Source organism: Pseudoalteromonas sp. S1727 (assembly GCF_005886375.1).
GTDB classification, from domain to species: Bacteria; Pseudomonadota; Gammaproteobacteria; order Enterobacterales; family Alteromonadaceae; genus Pseudoalteromonas; species Pseudoalteromonas haloplanktis.
The window spans coordinates 132,306-146,789 of sequence record NZ_PNDT01000011.1; the positions used below are offsets into that span (position 1 = coordinate 132,306).

Annotated in this window: 13 protein-coding genes; 5 read left to right on the forward strand and 8 right to left on the reverse strand. The window is 40.5% G+C overall.

Annotated elements, in window-relative coordinates:
- Window positions 1–49: 49 nt before the first annotated feature.
- Window positions 50–1,660: an NAD(P)/FAD-dependent oxidoreductase gene (locus CWB85_RS04015; RefSeq protein WP_138554171.1), complete on the reverse strand. Its 1,611-nt coding sequence runs from the start codon at window positions 1,658–1,660 to the stop codon at window positions 50–52.
- A 168-nt stretch (window positions 1,661–1,828) separates the two neighbouring features.
- Here CWB85_RS04015 and fdxA point away from each other — a divergent pair, with 168 nt between their 5' ends.
- The 3 genes from fdxA to CWB85_RS04030 all read left to right on the forward strand — a co-directional run bounded on the left by fdxA (window position 1,829) and on the right by CWB85_RS04030 (window position 5,098).
- On the forward strand, window positions 1,829–2,152 hold the full coding sequence (fdxA, locus tag CWB85_RS04020) for a ferredoxin FdxA (protein WP_016706722.1): 324 nt from the start codon (window positions 1,829–1,831) through the stop codon (window positions 2,150–2,152).
- 130 nt (window positions 2,153–2,282) lie between these two features.
- Entirely contained in the window at window positions 2,283–4,529 is a 2,247-nt protein-coding gene (locus CWB85_RS04025; protein ID WP_138554172.1) for a carbohydrate binding family 9 domain-containing protein, read from the forward strand.
- Between the two features lie 116 nt (window positions 4,530–4,645).
- Entirely contained in the window at window positions 4,646–5,098 is a 453-nt protein-coding gene (locus CWB85_RS04030) for an Sbal_3080 family lipoprotein (protein ID WP_249314778.1), read from the forward strand.
- A gap of 41 nt (window positions 5,099–5,139) precedes the next feature.
- Here CWB85_RS04030 and CWB85_RS04035 read toward each other — a convergent pair whose 3' ends face one another.
- The 4 genes from CWB85_RS04035 to CWB85_RS04050 form a co-directional block, all read right to left on the reverse strand.
- A complete protein-coding gene (locus CWB85_RS04035; RefSeq protein ID WP_138554173.1) occupies window positions 5,140–6,111 on the reverse strand; it encodes a Solitary outer membrane autotransporter beta-barrel domain in 972 nt (323 codons plus the stop codon).
- Window positions 6,112–6,218: 107 nt separating this feature from the next.
- A complete protein-coding gene (locus CWB85_RS04040; protein ID WP_016706718.1) occupies window positions 6,219–7,817 on the reverse strand; it encodes an AbgT family transporter in 1,599 nt (532 codons plus the stop codon).
- A gap of 97 nt (window positions 7,818–7,914) precedes the next feature.
- Entirely contained in the window at window positions 7,915–8,220 is a 306-nt protein-coding gene (locus CWB85_RS04045; RefSeq protein WP_016706717.1) for a hypothetical protein, read from the reverse strand.
- Window positions 8,221–8,222: 2 nt separating this feature from the next.
- Window positions 8,223–8,480: a DUF3081 family protein gene (locus CWB85_RS04050; protein WP_016706716.1), complete on the reverse strand. Its 258-nt coding sequence runs from the start codon at window positions 8,478–8,480 to the stop codon at window positions 8,223–8,225.
- 158 nt (window positions 8,481–8,638) lie between these two features.
- On the opposite strand from CWB85_RS04050, the gene CWB85_RS04055 reads away from it, so the two are divergent.
- Window positions 8,639–9,541, forward strand: coding sequence for a redoxin family protein (locus tag CWB85_RS04055; protein ID WP_036980282.1), 903 nt, complete (start codon window positions 8,639–8,641; stop codon window positions 9,539–9,541).
- A gap of 63 nt (window positions 9,542–9,604) precedes the next feature.
- Window positions 9,605–10,885 (forward strand): flavohemoglobin expression-modulating QEGLA motif protein, encoded by a 1,281-nt coding sequence (locus tag CWB85_RS04060; protein WP_016706712.1) that lies wholly within the window; start codon window positions 9,605–9,607, stop codon window positions 10,883–10,885.
- Between the two features lie 186 nt (window positions 10,886–11,071).
- Here the strand turns inward: CWB85_RS04060 and CWB85_RS04065 are convergent, their stop codons facing one another.
- Genes CWB85_RS04065 through astA form a run of 3 tightly spaced genes read right to left on the reverse strand, consistent with a single transcriptional unit; the run spans window position 11,072 to window position 14,448 of the window.
- Window positions 11,072–11,875, reverse strand: coding sequence for a DUF1338 domain-containing protein (locus CWB85_RS04065; protein WP_016706711.1), 804 nt, complete (start codon window positions 11,873–11,875; stop codon window positions 11,072–11,074).
- A gap of 46 nt (window positions 11,876–11,921) precedes the next feature.
- The gene (gene astD / locus CWB85_RS04070) at window positions 11,922–13,394 is read right to left on the reverse strand and encodes a succinylglutamate-semialdehyde dehydrogenase (protein WP_016706710.1); all 1,473 of its coding nucleotides are present in this window, start codon (window positions 13,392–13,394) and stop codon (window positions 11,922–11,924) included.
- A gap of 19 nt (window positions 13,395–13,413) precedes the next feature.
- Window positions 13,414–14,448: an arginine N-succinyltransferase gene (astA, locus tag CWB85_RS04075; RefSeq protein ID WP_016706709.1), complete on the reverse strand. Its 1,035-nt coding sequence runs from the start codon at window positions 14,446–14,448 to the stop codon at window positions 13,414–13,416.
- Between the last annotated feature and the right edge of the window lie 36 nt (window positions 14,449–14,484).

Below are 14,484 nucleotides of genomic sequence, written 5' to 3' on the forward strand. Positions count from 1 at the left end.
CAATACAAAAGCCTGAGTTTAACTCAGGCTTTTTTGTTATGAGGACTTGTTAGCTATTTTTCTCAATCATTGAAAGAGCCAGTGCTTCGGCTGCTTTTATACCATCAATACCCGCCGATAAAATTCCACCCGCATAACCGGCCCCTTCACCAGCTGGGTATAAGCCTTGGGTGTTGATACTTTGCATGCTTTTATCACGCTTGATACAAATTGGCGAAGAGGTGCGGGTTTCAACTCCGGTTAACAACCCATCGTTGGATGAGAAACCACGAATTTGCTTGTTAAAAGCGGGGATCGCTTCACGAATGGCATCGATGGCAAAACTCGGGAGGGTCTTTGCTAAATCTGTCAGTTTAATACCTGGCGTGTATGAGGGTTTTACATCACCTAATGTGCTTGAGTCTTTGCCTTTTAAGAAGTCACCTATTAATTGTGCTGGTGCATCATAATTACTACCACCAATCGCATAGGCTTGCTCTTCAAGTTTGCGCTGTAGATCAATCCCTGCCAGTGGGTGACCTGGGTAGTCTTCATCAGGTGAAATGCCCACTACAATAGCACTGTTAGCATTACGTTCATTACGTGAATATTGGCTCATACCATTGGTCACTACACGACCTTCTTCACTCGTTGCAGCAACAACAGTCCCTCCAGGGCACATACAAAAGCTATATACTGTACGGCCGTTTTCACAATGATGAACCAGTTTGTAGTCAGCCGCACCTAAAATTGGGTTGCCAGCGTTAGGACCAAAACGACACTCATCAATCATGGATTGTTTATGTTCAATCCTAAAACCTACAGAAAATGGTTTAGCTTCAACGTAAATACCTTTGTCATAGACCATTTTAAATGTATCACGGGCACTGTGACCTACGGCAAGCACGACATGTTGGGTGTTAAGTTGTTCACCTGTCGAGAGTTTTAAGCCAGTGACTTGCCCATTCTCGAGTAAGATATCATCAACGCGAGTGCTAAAACGGATCTCACCGCCGAGCTCAACAATACGTGCACGCATTTTTTCGATCATAGTCACGAGTTTAAATGTACCAATGTGCGGTTTACTTACATACATAATTTCTTCAGGTGCACCCGCTGCGACAAACTCGGTAATTACTTTGCGGCCATAATGCTTTGGATCTTTAACTTGGCTGTAAAGCTTACCGTCAGAGAATGTACCAGCGCCGCCTTCACCAAATTGCACATTTGATTCTGTATTTAGTGTGCGTTTACGCCAAAAGCCGAATGTATCTTTAGTGCGTTCACGCACTTCTTTACCGCGCTCAAGAATGATGGGCTTAAAGCCCATTTGCGCTAAAACTAGTCCGGCAAATAAACCACATGGACCAAAGCCAATAACGACAGGACGTTCTTGAATATTACTCGGTGCGTGTGCTACAAACTTATAACGCGTGTCTGGTGCGGGTTTGACATGTTGGTCTTTAGCGAATTGGGCTAGCAACTGTGCTTCATTGGCAACCTCAATGTCGAGGGTATAAATCAGTAAAATAGCAGTTTTTTTTCGGGCATCGTAACCACGTTTAAAGACGTTAAAGCTCTGTAGTTGGCTCTTATCAATAGCAAGCTTTGTTAGAATGGCTTGCTCAATAGCATCATCACCATGATCAAGAGGTAGCTTGATTTCTGTTAAACGTATCATATTTTAGTCTCTGTTAGGTGTCATTGCAGTTGCTTAAGCAATCTGCTCACAATGTTCAGCATTTTACGTTAAATTAAGCTGTGATGGCAGCGATTATTTATTGTATTTTCTCAGGTGTTGGGTATGATCCAGCGCTGTTATTGGGCATAAGATAGGCGTAACAAGAATATGGCATTTGTAGTCACTGAAAACTGTATAAAGTGTAAATACACCGATTGCGTCGCAGTGTGCCCAGCTGATGCATTTTATGAAGGTCCAAACTTTTTAGCTATCAGTCCAATTGATTGCATAGACTGCGGTTTATGTGTCCCTGAATGCCCTGCAGAGGCAATTTATCAAGAAGATGAATTACCAGATTCACAAAAAGCGTTTACTGAGTTGAATGCGGAGCTCGCCCTTGTTTGGCCTCGAATTACCGAAGTTAAGCCTGCACCTACCGATGCAGATACATGGAATGGTGTAGCAGATAAACTGAAGTTAATCGAGACCTAATACTTTTATCCTGAATATTGAATAATCGTTATAAATTTTTATTCAAACTATTAACAAATGTACCTGCGTGAATTACAATCCGTGCGATTAATTACTCATTAAGAGTGATAAAAATTTTAAACGGATGTTTATGCAGTATATAAAATCAATAATAAAACCATGTACTCTTATCTTTTGGGTGTCTTTTTTTACTCTTTTTAGTGAATTGAGCCAAGCTTCTGAAAAACAACATTTTAGCTTAGCACATATTGATCAAGGTATTGATCTTGATGGTCAGTTAAGTGAACCTCATTGGCAACAAGCTACATTAGTGCCGTTACGTTATCAAAATGAACCTAATGAAAAAGGCACGCCACCAGTAAAAACTAACGCTTATATTTACGAAGATGGCAACTATTTATATGTTGGTCTTGTTGCTTATGATAATGATCCGAGTCAAATTCGTGCCGCACTTCGAGACCGTGATACTTTGTGGAGTGATGATAACGTTGCCCTCATGATAGATACCTTTAATGATGAGCGTACCGGCTATGAATTTTACGTAAACCCGCTGGGTGCGCAAGGTGATATGCGCATGACAGATACCGACGGTTGGAGTGAAGACCCCTCGTGGGATGCGATTTGGGATAGCGCAGGGCAAATAACCGATCAAGGTTATGTGGTTGAAATGCGTATTCCATTCACTGCACTGCGTTTTCCAAAAAATAAAGCTGATATGACATGGGGATTTGCACTGTGGCGAAATTACCCGCGCGACGTACTTTATCAGTTGTCTAATGTGGGTTTTGACCGTGATGTGAAATGCAGCTTTTGTCAGTTTGATAAAATAACCGGCTTTAATGCTATGGAGCCCAGTAAAAATATTCAATTAACACCCACATTGACAGCGCTTCGTCATGACACGAAAAACACAGTGCCTGGTGATTGGCAACACGGTGATATTGATACAGAAGCTGGATTAGATTTACGTTGGGGCATAAGCCAAGATGCGGTTATAAATGCCACTATAAACCCCGATTTCTCGCAAGTAGAGACCGATAGTTTAGAGCTGGATGTAAATACAACTTATTCAATTTATTACGCTGAAAAGCGTCCATTCTTTTTAGATGGCGCGTCATATTTTAAAAGTAGCCTATTCGAACTGCTTTATACTCGTACGATTGCTGAGCCTGACGTAGGGGCCAAGGTAACAGGTAAAACGAATGCACACAGTTATGCGTTTTTGTATGCCGATGATGAGAATACCAGTATTTTATTGCCGACCAACCAACGTTCTGGCTTTGCTAATTTAGCTGAGAAATCAAAATCCTCCATTGGGCGTTACCAGTATGATCTTGGTGAGCAAGGAACAATCGGGGTAATGAGTACCCACCGTGAAGCGACTGATTATCACAATACCGTATTGTCTGTTGATGGTAGTTATTGGTTTAATCAAACAGATAGTGTGTTGTATCAAGTTGCAACTTCTGACACTAAAAATTCCGCTTTTTTAACTGATAAGTATGGTTTAGAGGAAAATCAATCTGATCAGGCGTATAAGCTCGAGTTTTCTCGCGAGAAACGGGATTATAGTTTACTTGCCAGTTACGAAGATATTGGTGAGGATTATCGTACCGATGTTGGCTATCAAGAAAAAGTGGATTATAAAAAAGCGCTACTAGGTGGCGGGCAAACGTGGTACTTAGACGCAACTGAGATGATAACCGAATATTCCTATAATGTTGATTGGGACAAAACTTGGGCACAAGATGGCAGCTTGTTGGAAGAAGAATATGAAGGCTACATTTTTTTAAAAGGGCAATTACAGTCATCTTTAGAGTTTGGTTTGATCCACCGTAACGAGAACTATAACGATAATTTTTATAATCAAAATATCGGTTTTATCTATGGCGGTTTTAGCCCAACGAAAGATTTACGAATAACACTGTACAGTGAATTTGGCAGTAAAATAGACTACAGCAATGAACAGTTAGGTGATTTATTTACCATAGAGCCAGAGCTTACGTGGGATATTAACGACCATTGGCAAGTTCAGCTGGAGCATAGTTACAGCCGTCTAGATAACCCGCAAGGTGATAATGTATTTACAGCTAATCTGACAGATTTACGTGTTTATTATAAATTCAACATGCGCTCAATGTTGAAACTGATTTTACAGTTTGAAGATATCGAGCGTAATCAAAACGCTTACTACGCTAATGTGAATAGAATAAACCGAGACTACGGCAGTCAGCTGGTTTATTCCTATAAAATCAATGCACAAACATTGTTTTATCTAGGCTATTCAGATAAAGGCTACCAAGATGATTCATTAAAGAGTGTGGAGCGCGATCAGCGCACTTTCTTCACTAAACTCAGTTATGCTTGGCAGTTGTAATAGTACCTAATAACAAAACATCAATAACGAACACCTAAATAATAAAAATTGGAAGTATAAAATGAAACTACTTAAACTTACCGCAGCAGCTATTGCTGTAGCAACACTAGCTGGCTGTGCCAAAACAAGATGTTAGCCGTTTTGAAGCTGAACGACCTAAAACAGTGTGTATAGCAGAGCATAAGCAAGTAAAAGAAGGTGTTGTTACTGCGTTACAAGAAGGGTTTGCTAAGCACAATGTAGAAACGAAGGTTATTACTGCAAACTATGTAATGAAACACCAAGCATATCAAACAGAGTTTGAGTCAATGGATGCACAAGGCTGTAATGCCGTGGCATTTTATGTCGCTAATTGGCACTGGGACCTCGCGCTTTATATGTCTTACGCAAATATTTGGGTTAAAGATGTTGAGCAAACAAATACAATTGCACAGGCAAGCTATCGAGCGGGTGCTGGCCTCGATAACTTTATTGACGCAAAAGAAAAGATTATAGAGTTGGTAGACGCAATGTTTATTCAAGTTGAAGAACAAAAAGCAGCAACGGATAAAACCAAAACAGCTATCTAATTAATAAGTGTATGCAGCCCCTACTAGAAAGCAGGGGCTTTTTAAAGTTCATTGAAATAAAACACGATGCTGCCGCCATCTAGGTTGCTGCCATTATTAATATTAATTCCAATGCCGAAATTTTCGAACCAATCAGTCCATTTCGTTACATCCCATAATACGCCAAAGCCATATTCATAAAAATGGTCAGTGCCAAGTGGCTCTTTACTATCTGCACCTAAATCAACGCGCTGTGCTTTGACATAAAATGATTGCTGAAAATCATAAAATTTAAACATATTAAAGGTGGCTTTTATACCATTTTGGGTTTGCCAGCTTTCAGGGTTAACCGAATTTAATTGTTGCGGCTGAGACAGAGCCCAGCCGTAATAATAATTAAAATTGAGTTTATATTCGTAGTAGCCCCAATCGCGAGGTAAACGATAAATTAATGCAACGCTTGGGTTTAATACGAGTGCATTGCTTTGCACATTGTTATAAATTCCCTCTATAAGTGGCTTTAATAGCTGTTCACTTTGCTCACTTAAATATGCGTAATCATTTTGATAATGCATATAGTGGCTGTTTAAACTACCTTGATAAAACCATTTTGAGCTGATGGGTTTTTCAAAACTGATGCCAAGTTTAGCGCTTTGCATGGTTTCAGAGTTGAGATCAGGTACCGTGTCAGCAAAGGTGCGAATACTTCGTTCTTGATGTAAATAACTGACTTGAGCGAGTAACTTCGTTTGATAGCCCCAAATAGGTTTAGCCAAAGCCCAGTCGTAGGGAATGGCATAAAGACTTAATTGGTTTCGTAAACCCAAAGAGTCAACTTCATTGGCTTGACTATGGTGCGGGCTAATAAATTTATTTGGATCAAAATTGCCATAGCCTAAAGTAATACTGTCACCGTCAGTTAATACTAGCGAAGTTGCAAATGCAGATTCGAGTTGCTTCGTTGGATTTGCGAAAAGTTGCCAGGGTACAAACAAGGTACTACTGAGCAATAGAAAAAGTATATAACGAGACATAGTTTCATGGTTTAGTTTAAGAAACTACAGTGTAGATTTTTTACCGAGTAAAAACAAATAGCTGAATTAATAATGCCAGCATACGCTGGCATTACAAGATCATTTAGTTAAGGTGTGTAGTAGGTTGGTGAGCCAGGACCCACAGGTAAACCAAACACAAATACCCAGAGGTAGAATAGTACCACCCAGCCGACAAAGAATATCATGCTGTAAGGCAGCATTGTGGCTACAAGGGTGCCTATTCCCATGTCTTTTTTATACTTTGTTGCAACGGCGAGGATCAAACCAAAATAACTCATCATTGGGGTGATCAGGTTTGTCACAGAATCACCAATACGATAAGCGGCTTGAATGGTTTCTGGCGCGTAGCCAATGAGCATTAACATTGGTACAAAAATAGGCGCAGTTATCGCCCATTGTGCTGACGATGATCCTAAACTTAGGTTAACGACTGCGCACATTAATATAAACAATACAAACACTTCAGGGCCAGTTAGGCTCAGCGCTTGCAGCATGGCTGCGCCATTAATCGCTAAAATAGTGCCAAGGTTGGTCCATTTAAAAAACGCCACAAACTGGGCGGCAAAAAATACTAATACAATGTACATGCCCATTGAGCTCATACTCTTGCTCATTGCATTGATCACGTCTTTGTCGTTTTTCATAGTACCTACTACACGACCATAGACAAAGCCAGGGATACCAAAGGTAATGAAAATAAACACTACGATCCCTTTAGAAAACGGTGAATGGGCGAATAAGCCGGTCTCAGGGTGACGTAGAATGCCATCGGCTGGCACTATGGTCCACGCCAGTAGGAGCGATACTAATAATAAGGATACCCCCGCCCATTTTAGACCTGACTTCTCTTTGGCGGTTAACCCTTCAATATTATTTTGTGCTAAATCGGCACTGGCTTCATCTGGATTATATTTGCCTAATCGTGGCTCAACAATTTTTTCAGTGACCCAAGTACCTAACACAGCAATTAATAGCACTGATATCATCATAAAATACCAGTTTGCTTCAGCGCCAACTTGATAAGTAGGATCAATCATTTGTGCAGCCGGTGTGGTGATACCTGCAAGTAGAGGGTCGATAGTGCCAAGTAATAAGTTGGCACTATAACCACCGGACACACCAGCGAAAGCGGCGGCTAAACCAGCGAGTGGGTGACGTCCTAAACTATGAAAGATCATAGCAGCTAATGGAATGAGTACTACATAACCAAGCTCAGAAGCCGTATTAGATAAAATTGCTGCAAATACCACCATAAAGGTGACTAAACGTTTTGAGGCTCCCATCACCATGCCACGCATTGCAGCAGAGAGTAATCCTGAATGTTCAGCGACACTCACACCTAATAAAGCGACGAGTACAGTACCTAAGGGGGCAAAATTTGTAAAATTAGTAACAAGGCCTGTTACGATTCGTTGTAATCCTTCAGCGCTCAGTAGGCTGACAACTTCAATTACACCATCAGGTTCTCGACCCGCGGAGCCAATTGGACGAGGATCGATGGCACTTAAGCCAAACCAATCAGCAATACCACTGAAGATAATAATAGCCACACAAAAAATGGCAAATAACGTAATAGGGTGGGGCAACATGTTCCCCAAAAACTCAACGGATGCTAAAAATCGGTTAAATAATCCCGATGGTTTCGCTTCGTTAGTTGAGTTGGCGTTGTCGACGGCTTTTGACATGACAAGACTCTCAAAATAATAAATTGCCGCAATCTATCATTTTTGGGCGTTGGTATCACCTATAAACGGTGGTTTACTGTTTAGGTACGATAAATAGCTAATCTGATTTAACGATCCCTTTGAATAAAAGAGGATAACGGCGCAGTCGCTTGCCAATGTAGTCATCTGCGAGAATTTGTTGACAAATATCCTCTATATTGTCGGAGGCTTCGAATACCCAATCGAATCTTTCAATAGCCGTCAAGAAACCACGCTTAAGAAAACGTTGTTGGCGATATTCTTCAAGGTTTCGCTTAATAATGTTCACTTTACTAGGCTGGGCACGTAACTGCTGGACAACGTGTGCGATAAATAGGCTATGTTGATTATCTGCTCCTTGAGGGCGTTTCTTGCGATTGTTCACACTTATATCTCATTGATTATATTTTCGAGTTTTTTAAGAAAGTCATCTTTTTGTTTTTCATGTTCATAGTCAAGATGGTAAGTATTGTGAAAACCAAATCTAAGCAGCACGCCGCTGCCTTTTAGGTAAATGGTGTAGCCATCAATATCTGAAAACGCGGTTAAACCTTTATAATGTTTACCATCGTCATTGACATCACCTTGTTGGATAATTTGTTCATACACAGCTAATATTTGTTTTGTTTCGATATCATTTTTCATAGTTGCTCCTTTACACCATTGCTCAGTGGTTAATACGTAAGTCAACGCTATTTAGTTTATACCAAGTGTGCTTAATTGGCCGAAAAGTTACAGTTGTCGCAAATTTACAATCGCCTATTTGGTTACCATGCTAAGGTTTATTTATTTTAAGGATAATAATGATGAAGTTTAAATGTATTACGCTAGCATTATTCATTTGCTGTTTTATGAGCTATCAAAATGTGTTTGCAAGTGACCATAACTTAGTTTTAAAAAATCAGCAAAGTGAGTCATTTGAGCTGAGTAAAATAGTGGGGAAAAAGCCCGTTTATCTGAAATTTTGGGCAACGTGGTGCAAGCCTTGTATGGAGCAAATGCCACATTTTCAACATGCTTATGAACAATATGGCGATACGATAGAGACGATCGCAATCAATATTGATCTTAACGATGACCCTGATGCAGTAGCAGCAGTTAAAAAACGGTTTAATTTAACTATGCCAATTATGACGGATGATACCGGGAAGGTTGCTCAACATTATCAGTTTATTGGGACACCATTTCATGTACTACTAGATAAAACCGGCAAGGTGATATTTCAAGGACATGAAGCAGATAAAGCACTTGATAATACATTACGATTATTGTCCCATGATGGTGTGGTGGAAAAAACGCACTTGCTAGATGAAACTCATCAGCAAAGAGCGGTTGCGTTAGATATTCCTACGCAAGGGGTAAAAGCGGTGCTGTTTACTGCCACTTGGTGCGATTGGTATTTAGCAGATACACGCCCAGACATGGCAAAAAATTGTGTCGCAGCTCAAGAGCAAATGAATACACTTACTAAACAAGGGCTGGATGTAGAAGCAAGAATTAGCCAATTATGGACGGATCAAGCTGCTGTTACTGAATACCAATCGAAATTTACTGTTACTCACCCTTTAACCATAGATTATGGTAATGGGTTATTTATTAATAATAAAATTAATAAAGTACCGACATTATTGGTTTACAAAGACGGAAAAATCATAAATCGTATTACTGATTTTTCAAGCCCAGTAAATCTACAAAATACACGATAATTTGCTTTGAAAACGCGCAGATCTAGCCTATGCTCTAGGCTCATTCATTAGTGAGCTTAGAGCATGATAGATAAGGCGTTATTACTTAAAACTCGCGAATTATCAGATAGATTAATCGCCCTGCAAACACCGATCCGCATTTTAGATGCGATTAATTGGGATAAAAGCATAAAAGAAGAGTTTTTTAGGCAAAAATGCCAAAAAAACCCTTTGGTCGATAAAGCTTATTATCAGCAGCGTGACTTAGGGTTTGTACCTAGTGAATTACGTCAAGCGTTTTCCGATCTTAATCGAAATATAATCAGCCAATTGGGGCAGCTTAATCCAATCACACAATATATGAGTAAAATGTGTGCTGAATATAAAACGGTCCTCAATATGCTTGAGTATCGAGGTACGCCAGAGTTTCATGATTTATCGGTGGAATTGTTTGGTCATCCTAAAGACCTTTTTCATGCTGGTGAGCCGTCATTGTCAGAACTCGCTAATATGCTTGAGATGCCACTTAAAAACTTGCTAGCAGCAGATATTCTACCGGATGATCCAAAAAACATTGACGCCGATGCTGCGGTAAAAATTCTGGCTGAGCAAGTGGCTACTAGCATGCCAGGTATTGATGTTGAAGTGATCATCAGTGATGGTATAGTTAGTGATGCCGCAGCTGGTGCTAATAATATTAAACTGAATCAAGATGTTAAGTTTTCGCAGCGTGAGCTTGATATTCTAGAAGTCCATGAAGGTTGGATCCATGTTGGCACTACGCAAAATGGTTTAGCGCAGCCTTATTTAACCTGTTTGAGTAAAGGTACCCCAAGCTCAACAGTGACACAAGAAGGTCTGGCTGTATTGACTGAGATCATCACGCTTAAATCTACACCACGTCGTTTAGCAAAACTTGTTAATCGAATTCAAGCGGTTACGAAAGTGATAGACGGTGCTGAGTTTGTTGATATTTACCGAGACTATGTGGCGCAAGGATTAAGTAAAGATGAAAGTTATACGCTTGCCCAGCGGGTTTTTCGTGGCAGTACGGCAACGGGCTTGCCGTTTACAAAGGATATAGCTTACATTAAAGGCTTTGTGTTGGTTTATAACTTAATACGCGTTGCTATCCAGCTAGGCCGTATTGATCAATTACCATTACTGTTAGTAGGTAAGATTTCAATTGATGACTTTAGACTAATATCTCAGTTACATGATCTAGGGGTGATTGAAGACCCTAAGTTTGTTCCACCACACTTTAAAGATCTTCGAGGCTTAGCAACTTGGCTGAGTTTTGGTCGCTTTATTGGTAATCTCTCTTTTGAGCAGTTAGAAAACGATTATAAACCGCTATTTTTATAGCGGTTATTTCTTTTCGTAAAGTAATAAAAAACGCAGTTGGAAAAAGCAACTGCGTTTTTTTTCGTCTACAGGCAAGCCATCATATTTATAGTAAAGGGAATAAATACTTTGTAAGTACTTGCTATATATTTTTATACATCCACTTAGCCCTGTAAATTTCAGTGCTAAGTGGTGTATTAAAACGTGTTAACGGGCATTGGTACTTTCGAAAATTTTGTCGGCCGAAGCGGCAACAAAACCAGTGTAAAGTTCACCATCTGCTTTTTCATAACGCAATGCAAATTCATAAAAACAGCTCGGGACTGTCATTTTTGCATCACTGAATTCTACAGCGAAATCATCAGCAAGCGTTGATGACTGTTCTAGTAGGACCTCTGGCGACCCTTTTACTTCGCCACCTGAGGTATTAAGCGCAAAACCGGCATCTTTTAATGCTTGGTTTACTGCTTCAATATTATCAAATTTTGCAAGTTCATTAATACTGACGGTGAAATGATTTGCACGGTAACCCCATGCCGACATCCATGCTGCATATTCACTTTCTGCTAACAGCTTTTTATAGGTGTCTGTGCTAACTTGCCAGTGAGTACCTGAATATAAAAAGTTATCAGCCGTCACGGCTGTTGCATCGATATTGGCTACCATATCATTAACGATAGCTTGTAGCTGTGGTGAACATTGTTCAACTAACAGCTCTGAAATAAACACTTTTGGCTGTGTTGGATCTGTATGCTCATAATGTTTAGCGTATAACTTTTTAGCTTCAAAGTGATATTCGCCGCATTCTTTATAGCCAACAGCTAAAAAGTGAGCAGCAAGTTTTTCAAGGCCAATTTTTTCATGGTTAAATGTTCTTAATGCAATGTGATCATTAATCACATCATTTTTTTGTGTCGAACCAAGTAATTCATGAACTTTAACGGCCGAAGGTGTAACGGACAAGTAATTTTGCCATAGGTTGTCAAATAGGGCATTTACATCTGTGTGCATTTTTAATTCCTTAATGTGGTTAAAATGACGTATAGCCATTTAGTCATTATTTAATGATTAAGCCCGGCGCTAGGGTATCTGGTAAATTTACTGTGTCTGCTTCAACCGAAGCGACTGGGTATGAGCAGTAATCTGCGGCATAGTAGGCGCTTGCTCTGTGATTACCACTGGCACCAATGCCGCCAAATGGCGCTGCGCTCGATGCACCTGTGATAGGGCGGTTCCAATTAACAATGCCAGCACGAATACGTTTTAAAAAGTGCTGGTAATCATCGCTCGAATCGCTTAACAAACCTGCTGATAAACCAAACGAAGTGTTGTTTGCTTCATCAATGGCACTGTCAAATTCAGTGAAACGGTACACTTTAATTAATGGCCCAAAGTGTTCTTCATCTGGGATATCAGTTACGTTAGTGACATCAATGATACCTGGGCTTACAAAGCCTGTGCCTGGTTTTAAGTGTTTAAGTTCAACCAGCGATGTAGCCCCCATATCGAGTAGCTGTTGTTGTGCGCTAACCATACCCAAAGCGGCTTTTTCACTGATCATTGAGCCCATAAACGGTTGCTCTTGAGCAAAGCTGTCATCAACGATAATATTTTTAGTGGCGCTGATAAGTTTTTCTAAAATGGCATCACCATTGGCTGTGTTTTCGATAAATACACGTCGGGCACAGGTGCAACGTTGTCCAGAGGTAATAAAGCCTGATTGAATAATATCGTGTACTGCTGCGTTTACATCAGCGACATTTTTGATTATCAGTGGATTATTGCCACCCATTTCAAGTGCAAGAATTTTCCCAGGATGGCCAGCAAATTGTTTATGTAACAAGTGACCGGTATTTGAACTGCCAGTAAAAAATAAGCCGTCAATATCTTGGTGGCTCGCAAGCGCGATACCCGTTTCTACTTCACCTTGAATAAGGTTAATAACACCTGCAGGTAAACCTGCTTTTAGCCACAACTCAAGGGTGTATTGCGCCACTTTTGGTGTTAGTTCAGAGGGTTTAAAAACCACTGTATTGCCCGCTAAAATTGCCGGTACGATATGACCGTTTGGTAGATGGCCTGGGAAGTTATAAGGACCAAATATGGCCACAACGCCATGAGGCTTGTGACGAATAAACGCTTTGGCCCCTGGCATTGGATTTTCCGTGGTACCTGTGCGTTCATTATGAGCTTTGATTGAAATAGCGACTTTACCGGCCATTGCGCCAACTTCAGTGCGTGTTTCCCACAGTGGTTTGCCCGTTTCACAGGCTATGATGTTCGCAAACTCTTCGCTGTGCTCTTTTAGTTGAGCAACAAAGTTTTCCAGCACTGTAATTCTATCGCTAATAGGAGTGTGTGCCCACGTGAATTGCGCTTTGCGTGCTGCTGTAATCGCTTCATTTACTTGTTCTTTAGTGGCTGTTTTACCTTGCCAAATTGTTTCACCATTACTTGGGTTAACAGAAACAAAGTCGTGGCCAAGGCCGCTTTGCCATTGATTATTTATAAGTTGAGTTATGGTACTCATAAGTCTTTCCTTAAGCAGATCACAGACGAAAGAATCGTGCTGCATCCCCTTGTTTTAATTTAAGTGCGTGGGCAACGTCGTTACTAATGATTAAGGTGTGCTTGGCGTGATTATAATGAGCGTGTTTTGTGAACGTGGCTCTAAAATCACTGACGCCTTGATTACAAATCGCTAAGGTGTCTGAGCTTTGTTCATCAACATAATCGAGTTCACCAATTGAGATCGGGCATACTAGTGATTCACGCACGCTGCGTATATTGCCAAGCTTGGCTTCAACAGTTGGTCCTGCATCAAATAAATCAACGTAGCCACGATGCTCAAAGCCTTCTTTTTCAAGTAGCTTGAGTGCTGGTTTGGTTTTTTCATGAACTTTACCAATCACGGCTTGCGCTTTTTTACTCAGTAAGTTGGCGTATATTGGGTATTTAGGCATCAGTTCACTAATAAACACTTTATCGCCTAAGCCAACAAGGTGATCAGCTTGTGGAAATTCGATACTAAAAAAGTGTTCTTCTAACCATTGCCAAAAAGGGGAGTGTCCCTGTTCGTCACTTACACCGCGCATTTCTGCAATAATAGTATCGGCAAAGCGTTCGCTGTGCTGAGCCATAAATAAAAACCGTGAGCGTGATAAAAAACGTCCAGCCAGCCCTTTGCGGCTATCTTCGCGTAAAAACAAGGTGCATATTTCGGAGCAGCCAGTGTAATCATTACACATACTTAAAATATCAACGGTGTTGTATACGTTTAGAGTACGTGAATGATGAACTGTCTTACCAAGATGATAATGATACAAAGGTACATTAAGGCCTACAGCGGCTTCAATAGCCGTCGTACCAACGACGTCGCCGGTTTGGCTATCTTCGAGAACAAATAAGTAGCTTTCGTCTTTAGGTTGATTAATATTTTTAGCAAAGCTGCGTTCAGCGCGCTCAATTTTTTCAAGTAATAAAGCATCATTAACGGGTAATGAGGTAAAACCATGACCCGATTCAACGGCGATTTGCTTGAGTGCATCAAAGTCGCTGGCAGTAATAGGACGTAATACGTGCATTTAAAAGTGCTCCATTAGCGCCCAATGCGGGCGCTA

Excerpts from the sequence above, each read along its gene's own strand:
- astA (WP_016706709.1), bottom strand. The coding sequence starts at position 14,448 with ATGCACGTATTACGTCCTATTACTGCCAGCGACTTTGATGCACTCAAG.
- CWB85_RS04015 (WP_138554171.1), bottom strand. The coding sequence starts at position 1,660 with ATGATACGTTTAACAGAAATCAAGCTACCTCTTGATCATGGTGATGAT.
- CWB85_RS04065 (WP_016706711.1), bottom strand. The coding sequence starts at position 11,875 with ATGCACACAGATGTAAATGCCCTATTTGACAACCTATGGCAAAATTAC.
- CWB85_RS04060 (WP_016706712.1), top strand. The coding sequence starts at position 9,605 with ATGATAGATAAGGCGTTATTACTTAAAACTCGCGAATTATCAGATAGA.
- CWB85_RS04035 (WP_138554173.1), bottom strand. The coding sequence starts at position 6,111 with ATGTCTCGTTATATACTTTTTCTATTGCTCAGTAGTACCTTGTTTGTA.
- CWB85_RS04040 (WP_016706718.1), bottom strand. The coding sequence starts at position 7,817 with ATGTCAAAAGCCGTCGACAACGCCAACTCAACTAACGAAGCGAAACCA.
- fdxA (WP_016706722.1), top strand. The coding sequence starts at position 1,829 with ATGGCATTTGTAGTCACTGAAAACTGTATAAAGTGTAAATACACCGAT.
- CWB85_RS04055 (WP_036980282.1), top strand. The coding sequence starts at position 8,639 with ATGATGAAGTTTAAATGTATTACGCTAGCATTATTCATTTGCTGTTTT.
- CWB85_RS04050 (WP_016706716.1), bottom strand. The coding sequence starts at position 8,480 with ATGAAAAATGATATCGAAACAAAACAAATATTAGCTGTGTATGAACAA.
- CWB85_RS04025 (WP_138554172.1), top strand. The coding sequence starts at position 2,283 with ATGCAGTATATAAAATCAATAATAAAACCATGTACTCTTATCTTTTGG.
- astD (WP_016706710.1), bottom strand. The coding sequence starts at position 13,394 with ATGAGTACCATAACTCAACTTATAAATAATCAATGGCAAAGCGGCCTT.